Origin of the sequence: Propionivibrio sp. (genome assembly GCF_016790145.1) — a bacterium.
GTDB lineage: Bacteria > Pseudomonadota > Gammaproteobacteria > Burkholderiales > Rhodocyclaceae > Propionivibrio.
In genome coordinates, this window is record NZ_JAEUOI010000071.1 from 1 (window position 1) to 21,391 (window position 21,391).

17 protein-coding genes and 1 pseudogene are annotated in these 21,391 nt (G+C 57.7%); 8 read left to right on the plus strand and 10 right to left on the minus strand.

The window, feature by feature from the left end; genetic code table 11:
• Window positions 1-117 precede the first annotated feature (117 nt).
• Window positions 118-1,293 (minus strand): MFS transporter, encoded by a 1,176-nt coding sequence (locus JNM42_RS06250; RefSeq protein ID WP_294267757.1) that lies wholly within the window; start codon window positions 1,291-1,293, stop codon window positions 118-120.
• 294 nt (window positions 1,294-1,587) lie between these two features.
• Here JNM42_RS06250 and JNM42_RS06255 point away from each other — a divergent pair, with 294 nt between their 5' ends.
• The 4 genes and pseudogenes from JNM42_RS06255 to JNM42_RS19430 all read left to right on the plus strand — a co-directional run.
• On the plus strand, window positions 1,588-2,508 hold the full coding sequence (locus tag JNM42_RS06255; protein ID WP_294267760.1) for a LysR substrate-binding domain-containing protein: 921 nt from the start codon (window positions 1,588-1,590) through the stop codon (window positions 2,506-2,508).
• 297 nt (window positions 2,509-2,805) lie between these two features.
• Window positions 2,806-3,633: a CmcJ/NvfI family oxidoreductase gene (locus tag JNM42_RS06260; RefSeq protein WP_294267762.1), complete on the plus strand. Its 828-nt coding sequence runs from the start codon at window positions 2,806-2,808 to the stop codon at window positions 3,631-3,633.
• 44 nt (window positions 3,634-3,677) lie between these two features.
• The gene (locus JNM42_RS06265; protein ID WP_294267763.1) at window positions 3,678-4,301 is read left to right on the plus strand and encodes a 2-hydroxychromene-2-carboxylate isomerase; all 624 of its coding nucleotides are present in this window, start codon (window positions 3,678-3,680) and stop codon (window positions 4,299-4,301) included.
• 282 nt (window positions 4,302-4,583) lie between these two features.
• A pseudogene (locus JNM42_RS19430) lies at window positions 4,584-4,793 on the plus strand (isocitrate lyase/phosphoenolpyruvate mutase family protein); the annotation flags it as partial.
• A gap of 13 nt (window positions 4,794-4,806) precedes the next feature.
• On the opposite strand, the gene JNM42_RS06270 reads toward JNM42_RS19430, so the two are convergent.
• From JNM42_RS06270 to JNM42_RS06295, 6 genes are all read right to left on the minus strand, one after another.
• Entirely contained in the window at window positions 4,807-5,877 is a 1,071-nt protein-coding gene (locus JNM42_RS06270) for a nitronate monooxygenase (RefSeq protein WP_294267766.1), read from the minus strand.
• Window positions 5,878-6,060: 183 nt separating this feature from the next.
• The gene (gene panB, locus JNM42_RS06275; protein ID WP_294267768.1) at window positions 6,061-6,873 is read right to left on the minus strand and encodes a 3-methyl-2-oxobutanoate hydroxymethyltransferase; all 813 of its coding nucleotides are present in this window, start codon (window positions 6,871-6,873) and stop codon (window positions 6,061-6,063) included.
• A 204-nt stretch (window positions 6,874-7,077) separates the two neighbouring features.
• Window positions 7,078-7,479 (minus strand): tautomerase family protein, encoded by a 402-nt coding sequence (locus tag JNM42_RS06280; protein ID WP_294267770.1) that lies wholly within the window; start codon window positions 7,477-7,479, stop codon window positions 7,078-7,080.
• 240 nt (window positions 7,480-7,719) lie between these two features.
• Window positions 7,720-8,358: a glutathione S-transferase gene (locus JNM42_RS06285; protein WP_294267772.1), complete on the minus strand. Its 639-nt coding sequence runs from the start codon at window positions 8,356-8,358 to the stop codon at window positions 7,720-7,722.
• 129 nt (window positions 8,359-8,487) lie between these two features.
• The gene (locus JNM42_RS06290) at window positions 8,488-8,691 is read right to left on the minus strand and encodes a hypothetical protein (RefSeq protein WP_294267774.1); all 204 of its coding nucleotides are present in this window, start codon (window positions 8,689-8,691) and stop codon (window positions 8,488-8,490) included.
• 26 nt (window positions 8,692-8,717) lie between these two features.
• Entirely contained in the window at window positions 8,718-9,542 is an 825-nt protein-coding gene (locus JNM42_RS06295; RefSeq protein ID WP_294267775.1) for a crotonase/enoyl-CoA hydratase family protein, read from the minus strand.
• 917 nt (window positions 9,543-10,459) lie between these two features.
• Between JNM42_RS06295 and JNM42_RS06300 the strand changes: the two genes are divergently transcribed.
• The 4 genes from JNM42_RS06300 to JNM42_RS06315 all read left to right on the plus strand — a co-directional run bounded on the left by JNM42_RS06300 (window position 10,460) and on the right by JNM42_RS06315 (window position 16,546).
• Complete coding sequence (locus tag JNM42_RS06300) at window positions 10,460-12,682, plus strand: carboxy terminal-processing peptidase (protein WP_294267777.1); 2,223 nt, start codon at window positions 10,460-10,462, stop codon at window positions 12,680-12,682.
• Between the two features lie 355 nt (window positions 12,683-13,037).
• On the plus strand, window positions 13,038-14,600 hold the full coding sequence (locus JNM42_RS06305; RefSeq protein ID WP_294267779.1) for a hypothetical protein: 1,563 nt from the start codon (window positions 13,038-13,040) through the stop codon (window positions 14,598-14,600).
• Window positions 14,601-14,603: 3 nt separating this feature from the next.
• Window positions 14,604-15,554 carry a toll/interleukin-1 receptor domain-containing protein gene (locus tag JNM42_RS06310; protein WP_294267781.1) on the plus strand — a complete coding sequence of 317 codons (951 nt, stop codon included), beginning with the start codon at window positions 14,604-14,606 and terminating at the stop codon, window positions 15,552-15,554.
• 44 nt (window positions 15,555-15,598) lie between these two features.
• On the plus strand, window positions 15,599-16,546 hold the full coding sequence (locus JNM42_RS06315; RefSeq protein ID WP_294267783.1) for a toll/interleukin-1 receptor domain-containing protein: 948 nt from the start codon (window positions 15,599-15,601) through the stop codon (window positions 16,544-16,546).
• 496 nt (window positions 16,547-17,042) lie between these two features.
• Here JNM42_RS06315 and JNM42_RS06320 read toward each other — a convergent pair whose 3' ends face one another.
• The 3 genes from JNM42_RS06320 to JNM42_RS06330 form a co-directional block, all read right to left on the minus strand.
• On the minus strand, window positions 17,043-17,348 hold the full coding sequence (locus tag JNM42_RS06320; RefSeq protein WP_294267784.1) for a DUF1360 domain-containing protein: 306 nt from the start codon (window positions 17,346-17,348) through the stop codon (window positions 17,043-17,045).
• 67 nt (window positions 17,349-17,415) lie between these two features.
• A complete protein-coding gene (locus tag JNM42_RS06325) occupies window positions 17,416-19,569 on the minus strand; it encodes a hypothetical protein (protein ID WP_294267786.1) in 2,154 nt (717 codons plus the stop codon).
• 84 nt (window positions 19,570-19,653) lie between these two features.
• Window positions 19,654-20,985 carry a hypothetical protein gene (locus JNM42_RS06330; protein ID WP_294267788.1) on the minus strand — a complete coding sequence of 444 codons (1,332 nt, stop codon included), beginning with the start codon at window positions 20,983-20,985 and terminating at the stop codon, window positions 19,654-19,656.
• Window positions 20,986-21,391 lie beyond the last annotated feature (406 nt).

Sequence of the window (21,391 nt, forward strand, 5' to 3'; positions counted from 1 at the left end):
GTTGTAGAACCGACATTGTGATCGACGGTGACAGGTAGGAAGTGAATACCCCGTACAAGCAAGCACCGATCGCAATCCATGTGATCCCTCGGATTGCAATATTCCTGGTTTGGCTCGTCATGCGACACCCGCTGCCAGCGGACTGCGGACTATCTCCCGATCGTCAATAGGGTAATGAAGTGCGGCTGCTACAAGCCCGATCAGGATCGAGCCTGCCCACATCAAGTCGTATGATCGGGTGGCGTCGAAAACGTAGCCACCCAGCCAGACACCCAGGGAAGAACCCAACTGATGCCAGAAGAACACGAAGCCGAACAGCGTGGCGACATAGCGCACGCCAAATACCTGCGACACGAGACCATTAGTCAGCGGTACGGTGCCCAGCCAAAAGAATCCTGCCACCGCGCAGAACGCATAGAGCGAATAGCTCGATAGCGGCGACAGAACGAAGAGGATCATCGCAGCGGAGCGTACGATATAGAGACCGCTCAGCAGGTACTTTCTGCGGAGCAAACCGCCGAGATGGCCGCAAAAATAGGTTCCCGGAACATTTGTAAGCGCAATGATGGCAAGACCTGCCACCGCGTCACTGGCGCCCAGTCCCTTGTCCATGAGATAGGACGGAAGATGCGATGCAATGAAAGCGAGTTGAAACCCGCAAGCAAAGAATCCAAGGCTCAAGAGCCAGAATCCACGGTGGGAAAACGCTTCCTTCAAGGCCGCCGGCATTGATTGCTGAAGATGTGAATGATGAAGATCTTGTGCCATGGTTGGCGAAGTGCGATCCTGAAAATGGAAAGTCAGCGGCAGCAGAGCGGCCATCGCAGTGCCAAGAACTACAAGCGCTGTTGCCCACCCGAGCGTGTCGATAAGACTTTGCACCAGCGGAACCATCGTAAACTGACCCAGACCGCCGATCGCTCCAGCGAGACCCAACGCCCAGCTACGCCTATCGGGTGGGATCATCCGGCTCAACGCGCCATAGACTGCGCCAATTGCGGTACCGGACAAACCAAGGCCAATGAGTCCTCCGGCAGAAAGGGTGAACCCGACCGGGTTTGCCGCACCAGACATCAGGAACAGGCCCAGTGTGTAGGACGCCACTCCGACAGCCATGACCTTTGCCGATCCAAAACGATCAGCCACCATCCCCGTAAACGGTTGGGCCACACCCCAGATCAAATTCTGGAGGGCGATCGCAAAACCGAATGCCTCGCGAGACCAGGATCGATCCATCGTGATCGGTATCAGGAACAGTCCCTGCGTATGGCGAATGCCAAGTGCAACACCCATCAACACGCCACCGGCGATGACCAGGGCAAGCGGATTCGTCCAGATTGAGTGTTGCCTGTGCATCTATTCCTCCGAAGTAGACCAGCGGCGTTCATCGTGGAAGGTGGTGCGGATACCAACATCTGACACCTGTGTTCCTCGGGCAGCGGTTCGCCTGCTTGCCTGGCCATGGCTGTCATGGCATGATCTGGGCGCATTTGTATTAATACGCCGAGCCAAATCACCAAGCTTATTTAATAGGCTATTGAGTGCCCGTTCAAACGAGTTTTTTGTTGGCACACATGAGGGTTGCGCATGTCTATTCCGTTATCACGACTTCCTTCCCTTGATCTTGTGCGGGGCTTTGTCGCAGTTGGTCGCCGAATGAGCATTACGATCGCCGCAGACGATCTCTGCCTTACGCAGTCGGCTGTGAGTCGACAAATCCACGGACTGGAGGAAATTCTTGGCGTGAAACTGTTTCTTCGGGGTCATCGCTCAATTTCATTTACCGTCGAAGGAGAACACCTGTTTCGAAGTGCCGACGGAGCCGTGCAACAGCTTCAGGACGTTTTTGCCAGCCTGATCATCCCCCGGGGACGTCGGCCCGTCACTGTTACATCAAGCGTTGGCGTCGCCGGCCTGTGGTTGCTGCCTCAACTGGGCGAATTTCAAACGCAATGGCCCGGCATCGATGTCCGCCTTGCGGCAACCAATCGCATCGTCGACATGAAAGCCGAGGGAATGGATCTCGCGCTTCGTTACTGCGCTCCAGCGAAAGCACCCGCAGGAGCGATACGCCTGTTCGGGGAGACGATTGCACCGGTGGCTCATCCATCCCTCGGAATAACGAAGCTCAAATCGGCTGAGGCAATTTCAAAACATGTCCTTCTAGAATACGACGATCCACGGGGGCCATGGCTACAGTGGAACGAATGGCTTGACTCCGAAGGTTGGGGAAGAGTGAAGCCAAAGGGAATTATCCGCTTCAATCGGTATGACCTGGTGATTCATGCCGCACTGGCGGGCCAGGGCATTGCACTAGGACGACTAAAACTTATAGAACCGCTCTTGGCGGACGGGCGCCTGATCTCCCTCGCGCCGTCGCAAAAGCACTCTGGAAGCGACTATGCCTATTGGTTGGTGGTCGCGGATCCGCAACCCAGGGAAGAGGTCAAAATGGTTGCCGACTGGATCCAGGAAGTTGCATGCCGGATGTCGGCAGCGCTCGAGTAATGTGAGACGCATTCATACTAGTCATGTCAGGATAAATATTTGTCGTTTGAGATGCAGTGAAATAAGGAATTACACTTCCTCCCTGTAACGTTTCCCATGCGCCACAGACAAGCCTGGCTTGTCGCCGGGTCGGGGACCGTGCCAAACCCGTTGGGTTGCCAACGCATGGGAGGAATTATGTCAGTCGCTGCTTCATCCGCATTTCTACCATCGGGTAGCCATCCGATTGGGGTTTCATCGGTTCCCGGCCAACTGTCCCTCAATGCCAGGTTAAGATACACGCCCAGGACCCGCTTGTTGCCTTCGCTTGTGGCTGAACTGGGCTACCTCAAGCACAGCGATGGCAAGCCCATCACCTACATGTACGAACCGGCGGCCGGCATCAAGCGGCAGAACTGCGAATTTGAACTGGTTTCGATGCCGATTATGGACGCACGCCATCTTGCGCCTCAGCCAAAGATCGATGTCGCGGGATTTGAACTCTGGGAGGCACCAACAGAGGTTGTTGATTTTCGGAACGACAAGGAGGTTTCGTCCAAATACTATTCGGAGGCTTCAGCACTGGTAAAAGCCTCAACCGGCGCCTCAACCGTCATCGTTTTTGATCATCAGGTTCGACAGCGTGAAGCAGGGCGTCCTTTGCTTTCATTCGGCAGAGCCGGTGACGGAAGTAAGCCCGGTGCCGTCGGCCGGGTTCATGTCGACTACTCCGAGGAAACAGGGCAAAAGCGGCTCAATCTGGTATTGCAGGACCAGCGTCTGGCCGAGTCCATCGAGCGCTTCGCGATCGTCAATGTCTGGCGCTCGATCAAAGGCCCCATCCTGGATACTCCCCTTGCGGTGTGCGATGCTCGCTCGCTCGGAGCAGGCGACCTCGTGGCTGGCGAAATCCGCTATCAGTCGCGCAACGGCGAATTGTATCTGGTGCGTCATTCGAACCGGCATCGCTGGTACTACTACTCGGCGATGCATCGCAACGAGGCACTTGTCTTCAAGCAGTACGACTCGTTGATCAACAGCGTATCGCGCTTTACCCCGCATGCAGCCTTCGATCACCCCGAAGCGACCGAAGCCACCCCGCTACGCGAAAGCATTGAAGTGCGCTGCCTCGCGATCTTTGATTGAACTCACCCCGCAACAGCCTTGACCAACCGATACCGGAGAGCCCAATGATTCAACCCGCCAAAGAAATAACCAAGCGGAAGGTCGAGTTCTGGTTCGACTTCGGCAGCAATTACAGCTATCTCAGCGCCATGCGCATCGATGATCTTGCAAGCAAATCCGGTATCGAAGTCGCCTGGCGACCTTTCTTGCTGGGTCCGATCTTCCAGTCCTTTGGCTGGAATTCCTCGCCGTTTGTATTACAGAAGCAGAAGGGGGCTTACACCTGGAAGGACATGGAACGTCAGGCGCGGAAGTTTGATGTGGCGTGGACGCAGCCGACGACATTTCCGCGAAAGGCGATACTCCCGCTGCGGGTCGCCGCTCTGGGCATGGAGAAGCCATGGATCGGGCATTTTGTTCGCGCGACAATGGTGCGCAATTTCGCCGACGACAAGGATATCGAATCAGAAGACGCGGTAAGGGAAGTTCTTGCCGCGATTGACGTTGCCGCTGACGAAGTAATTGCACAAGCACAGTCCGACGAAAACAAGGCTCGTTTGCGTCAGGCAACCGAAACAGCGGCGGCCCGGGGAATCTTTGGTGCTCCGATGTTCTTTGTCGGCGACGAAATGTTCTGGGGCAATGATCGCCTCGAAGACGCCATCGACTATGCCAGTTCGCTGGCGTGATGGTGGGTCCGTCGCGCTGACAGCAGGATGTGTCGGGCGAATGATGCAAGGAACCTTTACAGTTCCTGATGCCGCTGGAGAGGTCAATGGGCAGGCAGAACACGCTGGAAGCCCCATTTCAAACGCTCCGCCAGGGGCCGCCATTCCTGATCCCGAATCCATGGGATGCCGGCTCTGCGCGTCTCCTGGAATCGCTTGGCCTTTCGGCCCTTGAGCACGACCGGCGCTGGCTATGCCTTTTCGCAAGGCGCTCCGTAATTTGCGGCAGGCCGCTCGAAGAAGATGAAATACATCCGCGAAATCGTATCTGTGACCAGCCTTACCGTCAGTGCTGATCTTGAAAACGGTTTTGGCGACAACCCCGCGGCAGTCGCCGACACCCTGCCGGAGGGGGCGGCCACAGGAATTCTTGGCGGCTCGATTGAAGAGGCCACGTGCTGTCCTGACCAAGCTGGCTATGCGGTGGAGTTGGCAACAGAGCATAGCCACCATGGCAAGCAAAACATTATGCAAGGAACTGACACGCACTGTCCCATAGTTCGCCCACCATCGCACCCGCCGACTGGGTACGGCCCAGTGCAGCAGATTGACCAGCCCAAGCCTGCATGCGCTCGATGTCGCCAGTATTGATCGATTCGGCACGCATCGCTGCGGTGAGCCCTCGTTGTACAGGATAGGGAGCAGGAACAGGCGCTGCGGATTCCGCTGCCGCGCGTACATAGGCGGTAGCGATGCTCCGCCCGGCTCGGCCACTGAAGGCGCGAGTGATCATGGTGTCTTCGGGGGCCGTCGTCGCCAAGGCGGCCGCCCATGCCGGATGAATGTTGGCTTCCGGGCAGCGCAGGAAGCCCGTGCCGATCTGGGCGGCACTGGCACCCAAAGCCAATGCAGCAGCAACGCCGCGCCCATCAGCAATACCGCCGGTGGCCACCACCGGGATGCCGACCGAATCCACAATGGCCGGCAGGAGTGAGAATAGTCCAATCATCTGGCGTTCCGCTGCCGCTTGGTCAAAGCAGCCTCGATGACCGCCGGCCTCCATCCCCTGGGCGACGATCGCGTCCGCTCCGGCCGCTTCCGCGGCGCGTGCCTCGGCAAGCGTCGAAACATTGGCAAACCATGCAATCTGTCTGGACTTGAGTTGCTTGACGAATTCCGGGGGAAACAGTCCCATAACCGAGGAAACAATGGGAGGAGCAGTTTCCAGCAAGGCGTTGCACTGGTCAGAAAAGTCGGGGGGCAAAGCATCCCCAGCACTGGGTTCAACCCGTGGGCCCCATTTCGCCAGAAAATCGCGTACCGCCTTCTCTTTTCCTGAGTCGCGCATGGGTACAGGATCGGGAATCCAGAGATTGATCTGGAAAGGACCGTCGGAGCCGGCGTGGACCTTCGTCGCCCATGCGACGATTTCTGTCGGGCTCATCATCAACGCGCCGCAGGAACCCAGACCGCCGGCGCGCATCACCGCCACGGATAGCGATGGCGCGCATGCCCCTGCCATCGGCGCAAGAAGAATCGGAAGCTTCACCCCGAAGCGATGGCAAAAAGACTCGGTACGCAAAAATACAGAAGACATGAATCACCTCTTTGGATTATCAGTGATGCCGATTGCCGTGAAGAGCCCTTGAACCGGGAGATCAATAGCCTGTGCAAACCATCTTTTAAAATGATCAGATTAGCTCGTGTTATTGTGTTTTAACGATTGACAAATCGTGCCCCATTGGAGCTATCAAATCGCGGCTTAATGGAATATTTTATTTCAGTAACAATGCCCGGGAGCTGGATAGCTTCCTTCCTTGACCGCCTTTACATAAGCAGCAATGGCCCCACCGATCGATGACGATTCCGCCATGAAATCCTTGACGAACCTTGCCTTCTTTCCCGGAGTAATCCCGAGCATGTCGTGAAGTACAAGCACTTGACCTGAGCACTCCGGGCCGGCGCCTATTCCGATCGTCGGGATGCTTATCTGCTTAAAGATCCGGGAGGTCACTGAATTTGGAATTGCTTCAAGAACAAGAAGGCCGGCACCTGCAGCGGCAAGCGTGGCAGCGTCTTCGACCAACTGTTGGGCCTGCTCTTCATTGCGCCCCTGAATTTTGTAGCCCCCGAGCGAGTTTACGGATTGCGGAGTCAGACCAAGGTGGCCACAAACAGGTATGCCCCGGTGCACAAGGAATTGCGTCGTCTCGACCATCAGGTTTCCGCCCTCCAGTTTCACCATGTGGGCGCCTGCAGACATCAGCACTACGGCGTTGCGGAAAGCCTGTTCTGGCGATTCCTGGAAGGAACCGAAGGGCATGTCGGCAATGATCAGTGGGCGGCGACAGCCACGCTTCACGGCAGCAACGTGATAGGCGATATCACTCAAGGTCACCGGCAGGGTTGAGCCATGACCCTGGAGAACCATGCCCAGAGAGTCGCCGACGATAATCACTTCAACGCCATTCGAATCGCACAGCGCGGCAAAGCTAGCGTCATAGGCAGTCAGGACCGCGATCTTTTCGCCGCTCCGATGCATCTCGGCAAGCTGCGGAAGCGTGATGCTGGTTAGCGTGGTGTGTGTAGACACGGTTGCGACCTCCTGTTTGCGATCAAGTTAAGGCACCTTGGAGTGGCCAGCACTTTTAAGGACTGCTTGCCGGGTTCTGGGCAAGCGCAGCCAGCGCGGTAGCCATGCCGACCAAGGAAGAATGCAAGCGGATTCAAGGCGTTTGAGTTCAGTGAGTGCTGCGCGCCTTCATCGCGCAGCACTCACTGGAACGATGGGTTGGCCCTAAAGCGACTTGCTGCGAACATAGCGATATTCCTGAGTTTGCCCCTGATAGCCCCAAGAGTCGCCACGAACATCGTGAACCACGATGTAGCTGGCTGGGGCAAGCGGGCCGATAATCTCTTCCAAGGCCGCAAAAACACGGCTGACGAAGTGCGCCTTCTCGTCCTTTGTGTTGGTTCCCTCCGTAACCTTGATGTCGAGATGAAACGTACCGTGAGGCTGAGATGCGAGAGTCTTACCCGCAATGAACCACTCTGCCGCTGGAACGTATTCAATCGCAACCGCCGTGAGCTCTCGCTTCTTCTTGAGAATCTCAACCGTCAGGTCGGTTAGTGCCGCCGCGACGCATCGAGAAATTTCCGGTGTCGGTGTGGTGCAAAGTTTGACGATCAGAATAGGCACTGCAATCTCCTTTGTTGAGGGACAACGGGCGTTCCGACATAGCCACCGACTCGGAACACCACAGGCGAGGATGATTCGGAATTCACTTCAGCTCCAAATCGACTGATGACGTCGGGCAAGTTCGATGATCAGCGGATCCGAATAGGGGTGATTGTGTTGAAGGCCATCGACCTGGAGTACCGACAACTCCTCCAGGGGGCGCGACGCGGCTTCATCGCGGTGCGTCCCTTGGAAAAAAGGTTAGCCAACATGGTGGTAAGTACTTGACCCATGTGGTGCAGCAATGAACTCCGGCAGTGTTTCGGCATTCGCCGAGAACTCCTGCAAAGCGGGATACTCAGCTGCGCGAACGATTTCCGGGAGCATGTTTTGTGTGAAATGCCACGCGACGGCTACACTCACCCCCGCTTGATTGATGCTCGTACTGGTCACTTCGAGCGGCCGAAGTTTTAGGTCTGCCTCAAGAGCAACGTACACTGCCAAAAGCTGTCCGGTTATGCGGGTTATCCAAGGCTCATGCTGTTTCGCTGCCGGTCGCAATTTATGTTCATAGACAATTTGGACACTTTTCTCACACGCGGCAAGTGCAAGCCCGATAGTACTTAAGGCGTGCTGGAGTTCATTGATACTTGCCGGCAGCAGGCTTTTTCTCGATGCTGAAAGCGCCTCGGCGTACTGAAGGATCAGAGTCGAATCCATCAACACGTCGCCATCGTCGCAAACCAACGTAGGCGCTTTGACGACCGGGTTGATTTGCTGAAATTGTGCGAAGTTACTGAAGACGGAGACTGATCGGTGGTCGAAGCGAAGGCCCAGCAATTGCATAGAGATCGCTACGCGGCGAACGTAGGGAGAGTCAAGCATTCCGATGAGCTGCATTGTTGCTCCTTTGGAGGGTGAAGGCTAACGAAGTTGTAGAAAAAGTCTGAATAGTCATAAATCCTGCCGTGAACCAATTGGAATAACGAGACGCAAAGCACATGTCCTCCCGGAGAGTTCTTCATCCCGCTACAAGTACATCGACAACAGCCCGCGCTTCATTGCCGTCGATCTCGAACGATAATTTCTTCCCGGCACTTCGAGCATGCCCTGAACAACCTCGGCGATCGCCAACGCGACATCTCCCGTTACGACACCCGCTACAAGAACGACCTCACCTACGGCGATTTCGAACCTCAAGGCCGCCAAGATGGAAGCCGTTACCAGGGCCATGCCCGCTAGTCCTGCTGATTCGACATCTATGCCGTCGCCGCACCAAAATCACCATGCCGCCCTGTGCCGGCAGCAAACTTTGCAGCACCCTCGGCGCCCCCTGCGGCGAATACTCCCGAGCAATTGGCCCACTCCCGCTCCAATGCGAGGTGCTCGGGCAAGCCATGCTGCAAATTGACAGCTCTGCGATCTGCTCGAACGCAAATCTGGGGAAACTGGGCAATCTGTCGCGCCATGGCTTCTGCGGCACGACGCGCCTCCCCTTTTGCGACCACCAGTTCACAAAGGCCGATGCGCAGGCATTCTGCTGCATCCACTTTGCGTCCTGTCATGATAATTTCGAGAGCCCGGCCCTGACCCACCAGTCGTGGAAGCCGCACCGTACCGCCGTCAGAAAGTGGCACCCCCCATCGCCGACAATAGACCCCCATATATGCATCCTCGGCCATGATGCGGCAGTCTGCCCAAAGCGCCAACTCCATACCACCGGCGACTGCCGGTCCTTCGATTGCCGCGATGACCGGCTTGCGCAGATTCAATCGTGAAGGTCCCATCGGTCCGCGAGGTATCGACCCGCCATTGGTCGGAAACTCCAAGGATCTGTGCGAATGCCTGTTCTCGGGAGTTGCGATTCCACGCTTGGCAAGACTTTTCAAATCCGCTCCTGCGCAGAACGCATCGCCCTCTCCCCAGAGGACGGCGACATCTGCAGTGTCATCAGAATCGAAAACCAGGAACGCATCGTGGAGTGCGTCGGCATGATCCGGGTCGACAGCATTTCTGAATTCCGGGCGCGAAAGAATTACAGTCACCACACGATCACAGCGTTCAATACGAACCGGCATAGCCATCTCTCTCCGACAATATGAAGACCAGTACTGAATTTGCTCCGCGCGTCCTTGATCTGAAGAGCGAACACTTCTTTCAAGACTCGGCTTTCGATTCGGCGTGGTGCTGACAACAAATGTAAGTGCGGTCTCACATAACCGTCAATTGACATATGGACATGCTACGCATCACGGGAGGAATGTGAGGGCGAGGGGGGTGTCGGCATTCATTTCATGGGCGCGACGGTCTCTGTGCGGGATGTAGCGCAAGGCGCGGCGGCGCCGCCTGGCTGGTGCCAGGCTAGCTGCCGGTTGCGAGACTTTGCCGAACGGCTGCAAAGCTTAGAGGAGCAGCCCCACAAAAGACGCTGGCCAGATTGCGGTGTCGCAGGTTCGATATTCTTTAGTCATGCATTCCGACTGGACGCTGACGCTGCGTGGCAGTGCTTCGGTATCAGGGCCTTAATTGACTCGTCATGGCTTGTCAGACGACCTTGAACTTTCACGTTAGCGTTGCTTTTACCCGTGTAGAAACATGCCGTTACAGAACCGTGACAATTACTCAACAGACGCAGTAGCGGTAGCCGCATATTCTTTACCACTTTTTTACGGCTTTATATGATCAATGAGGTATTCTGGACAGGCACCAATAGTCCTTGCGACAATTGCCTTTTTCGGACACTCGGATCAGCCAAATCCGGCTGAGCGCAAGGAACGAGAACTATGGGTAAGAAACGCAAGCAACATCGGGACCAATTCAAGGCGCAAGTGGCGATGATCGCGCTATCGGTGTTGACAGGCGTTTCTTGATTGACATGTTTGTCCACACCTCATCAGGGATTGAAACAGAATCACCTCACATGAGCCCCTTTGGCGTTTGCTGACAGCATCCATCCTTTTACACCGCTGGGGAAATTTTGATATCACTAAATGGATCGCGCTTGAAAAACAAACTGCTGTGCCTGGTTTTTGCATTGGCGACAGTGGCGCATGCCGCTTCGTTCGACTCGGCAACTCCGCTTCTTCCGGAGCTGAAGCCCGCGCAGCAACAGGCGCAGGCAGCCCATCTGGCGGCGGTATTGCTGAGCCGTTACCACTACAAGGCAAAGCCGCTCGACGATGCCTTGTCGGAGAAAATATTCGACGGTTATCTTAAGTCGCTTGATTCCGACAAGCTCTTTTTTGTTCAAGCCGATATTGACCAACTGGCCGGTCTTCGCACCCGGCTCGATGATGCGATCCTCAATGAAGACCTCGGCATTCCCTTCGCCATATTCAATCTTTACGCTCAACGCTATATCGAGCGTTTTACATACGCCCGCGGTTTGCTCGCGGAGGGTTTTGATTTCCGGCAGAAGGAAAGCTATCAATTTGAACGCGAAAAGGCCGCCTGGGCGAAATCGGAAGCTGAAATGCGCGAGCTGTGGCGCAAACGGGTCAAGAATGACTGGCTACGGCTCAAGCTTGCCGGGAAAGACAACAAGAGTATCGTCGAGACGCTTGATAAACGTTACAGCCAATCGCTCAAACGCATTGGCCGGATCAAGAGCGAAGACGCCTTTCAGTCATTCATGAACGCCTACACGATGGCCATCGAACCCCACACCAATTACATGGGACCGAGAACCACCGAGGATTTCGACATATCGATGAAGCTTTCCATGGTCGGAATAGGTGCGGTACTGGCCGATAGAAATGACTACACGACAATTCGGGAACTTGTGCCGGGTGGTCCTGCTGCCCTCTCCGGCCAACTCAAGATCGGAGACCGCATACTCGGCGTGGCGCAAGGCCAGAGTGGCGTCATGACCGACGTTCTCGGCTGGCGCCTGGATGACACCGTTGCCTTGATTCGCGGTGCGGCCGACACGGTCGTGGTGCTCGACGTGCTTCCTGCGGACGCCGGGCCAGACGGCAAACACACCCGGGTGTCACTGGTCCGGAAAAAAATCACTCTGGAACAGCAGGCGGCCAAAAAATCCATCCTTTCGGTGCGGGACGGCGAAGCCGTTCGTCGCATCGGCGTGATATCGCTACCCACCTTCTATCAGGATTTTGAAGCTCGTCAAAAAGGCGAGCAGAATTTCAAAAGCGCAACCCGCGATGTGGCACGCCTGCTGGACGAGCTAAAAAAGGAAAAGGTCGATGGCGTACTGATCGACTTGCGCAATAACGGCGGCGGTTCATTGACCGAGGCCGTTGAACTCACCGGCTTGTTCATCGACAAAGGGCCCGTGGTGCAACAGCGCAATGCTCAGGGCGAGATCGTCGTGGAAAGTGACAAGCAGGCGGGAGTCGCCTGGGATGGCCCCCTGGGTGTTCTGATTAACAGGTCCTCGGCCTCAGCCTCTGAAATCTTTGCCGCCGCCATTCAGGATTATGGTCGGGGATTGTTGATTGGTGAAACGACTTTTGGCAAAGGTACTGTCCAGACCATGATGAATCTCGATCAGATCGCCAAAAACGACAAAAAAGTATTTGGCGACCTGAAATTGACCGTGGCCCAGTTTTTCCGCATCAATGGGGGCACGACGCAACTGCGCGGGGTACAGCCGGACATTCGCTTCCCCACACTTTCCGATGCGGACAGTCGTGGCGAATCGAGTTTCGACAACGCGCTCCCCTGGGCGCAGGTCAAGGCCGCAGACTATTCTCCGCTAGGTGATTTCAACTCGCTGCAACCCCTCCTCCAGGCACGCCATGAAGCCCGGATCAAGAGCGACAAGGATTTCATTTTCCTTCAGGAAGACATCGCCGAATTCAAACTTCGGCGCAAGAAAAACCTGATTTCGCTGAACGAGGCAGAACGACGCCAGGAGCGCGATGCGCAGGAGGCACGGCTGTCGTCTCGCGAAGCAAGGAAGAAAGCGGGCAAGAGCGTTCAGGAAGGTGTTGCCGGACAGGAGTCTGCATCGGACAACAGCCCTGACCGTCGGGACGATGGACTGCAGACGGACGAACGTACTCTGGCGAGCGAACTCAAAATTGAAAAAGCACGTAAAAATGCCAAGGACGTATTCCTGAACGAAGCGGCACATATCCTCAGCGACGAAGTCGGTCTGTTGAAAAACAGCCCCAGACTCGCGGCCCGTTCGCTGCCCGGCATTCCCTCGACTCCCGATCAGGCGCACTCTGCGGAAGCGGTTCGCTCGGGTGTCTGGTAAGTGTGTAAGTTTGCCGTGACGAGCAGCGCTACGCTTTGCTTTGAAAATCAACCTCGACGATTTTGCACTCAAGCTCTGATTTGCCAGCAGGCTTATTGATTTCGATGAAGCCGAAGTTGAAAGTGCAGACGGACTGAGAGTCTCAAAAAAATAATTACTAACTGATTTCCACGCTCGTCACCCCGGCGGACGCCGGGGTCCAGCTCGTTTATCCGATTGTTGTAATGAATATCAGAGGAAGGTACTGGATTCCGGCTTTCGCCGGAATGAGCGCGAAGCCTGGCCTCGGGCCACGGCTTTTTTCGGGCAACAGACAATCCATGTATAGTTCCCGGTATTGACTGAGGTCTGAGCAATGATCCCATCCGGCGCCGTCTTCTTCATCCTGATCACCGCCGTGCTGCTGGCGGCGGCGCTGGCGTGGGTGCTTGCCGCCTTGTACCAGCGCCGCATGCTGGCGCTGATGAGCAGTGGCACGGCGCCCGAGCCGGCAGCCGGCGTAACCGAGTCCACTATCCCCCTGGACGCGCGCGCCGGGACCTGGGCTACGGGCGTGGATTTCATGGCCAACCGGCACGCCACGATCCGGCTCATGCTTAGTCTGGGTGCGATTTCGCTGTTCATTGCGCTGACCCAGTCCTGGCTGGCCCTGCTCTTTGTCTATGATGACAGTGAATTTAGCTTGAACCGTCTGCTGGTGCTCGGGGCGATCTATGCCTGGCCGATGGTGCTGGCCTGGGGCCTGGCGCGGCGCTGGTCATGGCTGCGCATCCTGGGCGGTATCGCCCTGTATCTGCTGGCGATGCTGGTGCTGGTGATGATCCGTTCGACCGAAGCGCAAACCCTGTCTTCGGTGAGCGGCTGGCTGTTCAGTCAGGTCGCCATCCCGATGACGATCACCTTGCTGATCGGCGCCAGCGCTCGCATTCGGGCGGTAGCGCCCTATCTGCTGCCGCCGACGCTGCTGCTCACCTTTTCATCGGTGCTGACCTTGCAGGCCTTGACGCAGTCGGTTAACAATCCGGCTCCCTGGGTCATCCACCTGGTGGAAACTCTGGGGGCCTATCCCACACTGTTGCTCTTTGCATTCGGACCCTGGCTGGTCATGGCCTGGCCGGTCTTCAAACTGGGCAAATGGCTGGCCGGCGCTTATCGGGCCAAGCTTTTTTCCGATCTGAGCTACTTGATTGGCATCTACTGGTTCCTGATCCTGTTTGCCAGCGCGCTACCGGGAATGGAAAGTGTCGGCTGGGTGGCCTTCGTCCAGGTTCTGGCCTGGCTCTGGTTACCCGTGCTGCTGTACGGGCTGCGCGGCCCCCTGACACCACCGCCGGGACCGCCGACCCTGCTCGTGCTGCGTGTATTCCAGCGCGATGCGCAGGTCGAGCGGCTATTCGACCAGGTCATCGAGCGCTGGCGGCTGACCGGCAATACCGTGCTGATTGCCGGCACCGACCTGCTCACCCGAACTCTCGATGCGGACGATCTGTTCGTCTATCTCAATGGCGCCCTGGCCGAGCGCTTCATCGCCAGCCCGGCACAGGTCACAGAACGCATCGAGGGCTTCGACTGGCTGGCCGATCCGGATGGCCGCTACCGGATCAACGAGTGCTATTGCTTCGACAGCACCTGGCAGACGGCTTTGCGCGCGCTGGTGGCACGCGCCGATTTGGTGCTCATGGACTTGCGCGGATTCCGCGCGGAAAACAAGGGTTGCCGGCACGAACTGGGGGTACTGGCCGGTGCCGCTCACCTGCGCCGGGTTATCGTGCTGCACGACCGTGAGACGGCGCGCGACGTTGCCGAGTCGGAGATCAACCCGGTCGCAAGTGCTCGCTTCCAGTGGTTGCCCGCCGATCGTCTGGATGGCGCGATGGCTGCTCGCGTGCTGGCCGCCCTGTTCGACAAGGCGATGTGAACGATGCCAGCGCTGTTCATCAGTTACCGTCGCGAGGACCAGGCCGGTTTCGCCGGCCGGCTCGCCGATGCCCTGGGCTCGGCCTTCGGTGCGGACAATGTCTTTCGCGACATTGAAGACATTCGACCCGGAGAGGATTTTGTCGTCGCGCTTCAGAAGCAGCTCCATGGCGTCGGCGTGATGCTGGTGATGATCGGTCCGGCCTGGCTGACAACGAGCAGGAATGGCGTTCGACGTCTGGACGATCCCGGTGATTTCGTCCGGCTGGAGGTTCTGGCCGGGCTTGAATCAGGCAAACCGGTCATCCCGGTGCTGGTCGGTGGGGCGCTGATGCCAGCCGAGGCCGACCTGCCGCCGGCCCTGGCCGGTCTGGCACGGCGCCAGGCAGTGGTGTTGTCCGACGCAGGCTGGCGGAGCGACGTGGAACGTCTGGTCACCAGTTTGCGCGACCTCTTGCCAGCGATCGGCAACAAGAAGCCCGAAGCCAGGTCTGGCGGGTTGATCCTGGCCGGGATAACACTTCTTGTCTTGCTGGCCGTGTTTGCCGCGATGCGCTTCCTGCCGGAGAGAGCGGGCAGCCCGCAGTCGGTGCCCACCACCAACCAACAACCAGCGGTGGAAATCGCCGGCCGGTGGACAGCGCGGGTCAAATACGCCTGGGGCGACGAATACCCTGAGGTATTTGAATTCAAAATGCTGGGCAAGCAAGTGCATGGCAGCGCCACCTATCTGAGCAGTCGGCTGACCATCGAGCAGGCAAGTCTTGAGGCCGGCTGGCTGCGCTTCATCACCCGCAGCCGGGAGATGCTGGGCAGCGACAGCCCCTGGAAAGACGTTACCCATCGCTATACGGGCCAGGTCACTCCCGAGGGCATCCGTTTCACGCTGGAAAGCGAGGGCGGCTATTCCCTTCACCCTCCGCTTGAATTCGTCGCCGTGCGCGCCAGCCCGTGAGTGTTGCCATCCTTAATCCATTCTGACTATCGAGGAGAGCAGACATGCAAGGTATCTTCATCAGCTATCGACGTCTGGACAGTCAAAGTGCCGCCGGGCGTCTGGCCGATCATCTCAAGGAGAACATGCACGACGTGCCTCTGTTCCGGGATGTCGAGACCATCGAACCGGGCGTCGATTTCGTCGAGGCCATCGGCCATGCCCTGCAATCGTGCGCCATCCTGCTGGCGGTCATCGGCCCGCGCTGGGTGAGTTTGCAGGATGCCGCCGGCCGCCGGCGTCTGGATGACCCCAATGACTATACCCGTCTTGAGATAAGCACGGCGCTGCAACGCAGCGATGTGAGGGTGATTCCGGTGCTGGTGGAAGGTGCCCAGATGCCCGGCAGCGACGATCTGCCCGAAGATCTCAAGCCGCTGGCCCGACGCAACGCCATCGAGTTGACCGACAAACGCTGGGAATACGACGTCTCGCAACTGGTGGACACACTGAGCAAGGCATTGCATGTCTCACCCGCCCCGAAACCACCTCGACCCGAACCGATACCTCTCCGGCCCAATCCGGAAAAATCGTCATCCCGATCATGGACCAAGTGGGCCTGGGGCATCGGTGTGCTGATTGTCATCATCGCCGTTTACAACGCAAATGAAGATTCATATGATCCGCCGGGTCGTGGACCCGGAGGCGATCAAGGCCGGCGCCCGCCAGTGGCAGAAGTCACCCTGAGCGGAAACTGGCAGGACGCCGAGGGCGGGAATTATCGTCTGGTTCAGCAAGGCCTCCAGGTAGCCATCCAGGGCCGTAGTCCGCATGGACCGGTGGCCGGCAGGGGCATGCTGCAGGGCAACCAATTGACCCTCGACTACACGCTCAATGGCTATCCCTATCAGGCGGTACTGCTGGCCAGCCCGGATGGACTGAACCTGCTTGGCCAATATCGAGGCGCCAGCACGGGCGACAGCGGCCCCGTCCACCTGCAGCGCGCGCGGTAAAACCCTGCTCTAGACAGACTTTCAGTGCAGGGTTCGAGGCCATCTACCCGGCAGCGATGAAATAGCGTCACTAACGGGATGGTTTGGCGCAAACCCGCAATATGAATGTTACCGATCTGCCCGATTCCCTCACCCCCGACCCCTCTCTCACAGGGCGAGGGGAGGTTCGAGAGTCGCTGGTGCAACTATCACGCTAACGAAGAGCCGGGTGCGCAGCAAGGCGTCGACATCCTGCTCATCGACGATCGCTGTGCTACCCGATTCCGCAAAATAATAAACGCGCCCGCTTCGAGGCCCGGTCAATGAAAGGGACGTAGCGCCGAGATAGCGAACGCGACGATCTCCCGTATCCAGACTTATACTCCGAACGGCAGCAGGAGCCGGCCTCGTTGCTGGAGATGAATTACCTGGCCGTGGCCAGTGGATTGACATTGAGGAAGCTGCTGCACGCTTTTGTCCGCAACATGACATGGTGATTCTCCTTTTCAGGTCTGCTTCATTTGAGGTGATCAGACTGGCGCTCCAGCAGATTTTCGATGAACGAAGCGCCGCCGGAGATAGCCAGCCACGCCGCTACCCACGCTACGACTGTATCGGCCAGCGCGCAGGCGAACGGCGCCGCGAGCCACAGGCTGAGGCAATAGGGACAATCCATGAGTTGCCCGGCAAACCCGTCCGCAGCGCGCGTACGCAACTTGACGATGATCTCGAACGGCCCGTCTTCCCTGGCCACCAGACGCACCAGGCGCCACGTCGCCAAGACCGCGACGAGGAAGCGAAACCAGGGAGACCAGTCTGTCACGTATTTTCCGGACGCACGGGAAGCCAGCCGCCTTCCCGGTGCGCACTCCTTTCTTCCTTATGCGGGCTCAATCGGCGTTGATCACCGAAAACAAAAAGCTCGGCGTAACGTGGATATCCGATGGATCGTACTCATACATCGGCGTCTGGAGATGGCCACTGTCGCCACCCGCCGGATTGAAGGCGCGGCTGGCGGCCCAGGCACTGAAGGAATAGGTGCCCTGAAGTGCGCTGGCATCGAGACTGAAAAAGGCGGTGATGACCACTGAATTGTCGCCGGGTGTTTCGTGCCAGTGGGCTACAGAGGTCGGGTTGAGCGCCGGTGCCGGAAACCAGTCGGCAGGTGCGCCCGAAACGTAGATGATCTCTCCGCCACCACAGCCGCCGCCACCCATCGACACATCGCGCAGATGGTTTGCCGATGCCGTAAAGCTGACCCTGAACTCGAGGTTCTGCGCCAGCGTGCCGCGCCTGACGACCGGGCAGGGGAAGACCAGCGGCAGGAAGGGACCCGCGCCATTTTTCCGGTAGTCGACCTGGAAGCTCGTGGTCGGATAGGAATTGTCCACGTTGAACGCCACCGTATCCGTGGCCGGCTGTGGCGTCAGCGGTGCGCCCCCCGAGCCCAGCTCGATCCTGAGCACATGCTTGCCATTGCCGGTCTGATAGGTGTTCCAGTCAAGCACCAGTTTGGGGGGCTCCCAATCATTCGGGTTGCTGCCTTTCGGAATCACTATGTCATACCAGCCGTTGGCGGCGGGCAACACATGGTGATACTGCGTCACCAGTCCTGCCGCATCCAGTCGCGTCACCCACCAGGACTGATCAAGCACGGGCAGAAAAGGGCCGCCATTGTAGCTGTCGAGCAGTCGATACTGGGTCGCTGTAGTGCCTACGTCCACACAACCGTAGATCGGAACCACGCCATAGAACGGCGAGCGGGCATCCGGATTGGGCAAGGGGTCGACGGGGTTGCCGGCCGGGTGCGGGCGATTCGGGCGCAAGGCATAGCCGGCCACCGGGTCGTACATGCTGGGGTCGCCGCGCACCGGCATCCGTCCGGCACGGTAGATGGCAGGGACGGTGCCGCATGGGATATCGATGATCTCGCCGCACTCCGGGATCGAGATGGCCATCGGCGAGGCAATCAGTTTGACGGGGGGCAGATTGTTCGCGTCCCAGCGAACCCTGAAAAACCCTTCGGAATAAATCGTTTCTTCGACACCGTCGCCATTGACGTCCTGGGTGACGCGGAAGGTGATGTCCGGGATATCAATGATCGGCACCCACTCCGGAACAAAAATATCGACACAGCGACGGAACGGTCCGATGAACTGGCGCAAATCGAACTTGCTCAAGGCCTCGGCATTCATCTTCAGGCGGGCACCGACGCTGGCGCGCACGCCCTCCATCGACAAACGCTGCACTGCGCTGCTCGCACCCTTGCGCTGATCGATGACGTGATCGACCATGCGAAACTCGCTGGGCAAAGGTGGGGCGAGAGGCATTTCAAAGGCATCGTCCTGCAACAGATCCATCACGTCGAGCGTACTCGCGCCGAACGACAGGCGGCTCAGTGCGACGCCCAGCCGCCGTGCCGTATCGCGCCCCAGTCGCTGTTCGACGGTGGCCAGCAGTTGTCCGCGATCATGGCGCAGGAAAGGTGCCGGATCGGGGCCCGGGCCGGGCCGGGGAAACGGGAAGGGAATCACCTCGCGCGGAATCAGGTCTTCAAGAATATCGGCCAGTGAAGGCCTCTCGAAAATGACCGGGAAGCACAGGCGTTCCTTGCGCCATTTGAGAATCCAGTCGATATCCCAGCGCGGAACGTACACACAGAAATTTCCGCACTTGTCGGTCTTGACGGTACCGATGACTTCGCGCCGGCACTTGAGGGGGAAATACCACGAGTATTTCCCGGCCGCCGGGAAATAGCCCAGGAATGAACAATCCGTATCCTCGACATGGACTGTCGCATACGCCACCGGGTACTCGATGCCGGTAACCGGATCCTTCTTGACCACCTTGCCGCAGATCCGGCGAAAGAACAGCAGCATGGGGTCGATCCTGAAACGGAACTTCTCGCTGATCTGCGCCACGCTCAGGCCGATGAGTTCTCCGGCGTCAACATCATTCAAGGCGCCCAGACGTTCGGCCTGAAGGGCGGTAAGTTTGATCTGGTCGGGATCGACACCCAACAGGCTGGGTTCAGTGGTTTTCATGCGAATCTCCTTGGCGGGATGTTAAGAACTTGCGAATTCAAGTCAGAAGTGCAACAGCGGAATCAAAAGATCCGGCTTGGGCGATTAAGCTGTGGCAGGTTCGTCGCCACCGGCCGGGCAGCAGCGATACTCCTGCGATTTTTCAAGCAACTCGATCTGCTTCTTGAGCAGATCGTTCTGCAATTGCCTGCGCTCCAGTTCAAGCTCGATTTCCTTTTCGAGGGTCGGCTCGCAAACATCGCAGTCATCGAGGCAGCCCTTGACCATCAGGCCGGGTGTGGGCAGCGAACTGGTGCGTTCAAACGAAAGTTCTGCGACCAGTTCTTCCGACACCTTGCCACGCTTGTCGAGCAGGCCCTCCTTGATCAGCGCCTGATCGACCTGTTGCAAGGCGCGGGTCTTGATCGCTGAAGGCAGGGGCTGTGCAGCGTTTTCCAGGGCGGAGGCACGCGTCAGGCCGGGACTGACGGCATCGCGACTGATGCCTGCCAATTCCCCACGTTGTCTGGCGAGCACGCTTTCACGAGCGACCTCCTCGATTTTCAGGCGGCTCGCGTCGGTCGCCAGTATGGCATTGGGAATCGCTGAAACACCGCCATCGGCAGCAAAGGGATTGTTCGATACGCGCGTGTCGGCCGCCGGGTCAATCACGCGTCGTTGAATGGCGACAATGCTGAATTTTACCGTCTGGGTCTTGTTGATCTGATAGAAGAAATAGGTGACGGCATGGCAACGGTTGGGGTTGGAAAACTCACGCGACGAGGATTCGAAGTGGTCTTCCGACTCCCCCTGGGAGTGAGAGCGACTGGAAACTTCGCCGACCGATACCGAACTGGCCGCCCGTGTGGCCGTCTCGGAGCGTCTGTCCGAAGCGCTGGCGTGCTGGTTCAACTCGCGCAGGAACGAAGACGTCGACGACGCATCATAGGAACCGCTCACGTCAACCGACGGCCCGGAGAAGATGGCACCCAGCGCGCTGCTGGTTTCTCCGTGGCCCCGTGCCGACCCCTTGCTACTGGAGTTAGCGCTGCCCGAATCCCGCACCGATAGGTCGGACATGAAATCGTGCATACTCGACAGGTAGAAACGCTCCTCGGACGTTTGCTCTTGACGGTAACTCACCTTGCTTTCGCTATCCACGCTGAAGCGTGTGCGGCGATCGCTCGTAAATAGCCGAACCTTCTCTCCGGGCAGCAAGGTGGTACTGTAGACCAGATCTCCCAGGGTCATCGGCCCCGGGCAACGCTCCAGACGGGCGTGGATCAGTACTTCGACCTGCACCCGGCGCCCCCCCGCTGTCACATTGGTGGTGTGCCGCGTGCGATAGTGGAAGTCGAGAACATCGCACACGGTGTCTTTGGCAAGCGCCGGACAGCAAGGCACTTCCAATTGGTCTTCATTTGCGCTTGCATTCATTTGCATTACCTCCAAGGCGGATGAGAATCTGGGATAACAGTCCACCAAAGCAAAGAACAGGCCTATTCATTTTTATAAATGAAATCATGAAGTTAGGAATAAATTCGAGAATCAATCGAAACCCGGCCTGTCGTCTGATGGCGACATGAAATCAGAGCTTTCGAATCAACATCATGATTTACATAGGTTTTACTTGTCGTCAGGAACAGACATCCGCGATGAACATCAGCCCGCCTGAATCACATCTCGATGCCGGAGAATGAGAACTCGACCCCCCAGGGCTTGGCCAGGACAGGCGGCCAGCGGTCGAGTTCAGGTTCGAGAGGGTTCGATAGTCGCTGTTGTGGCTTTCCCGAAAAAGCAGGAAAGTTGAACATTTCGGGCATCAAAATCAGACCGCGTATGA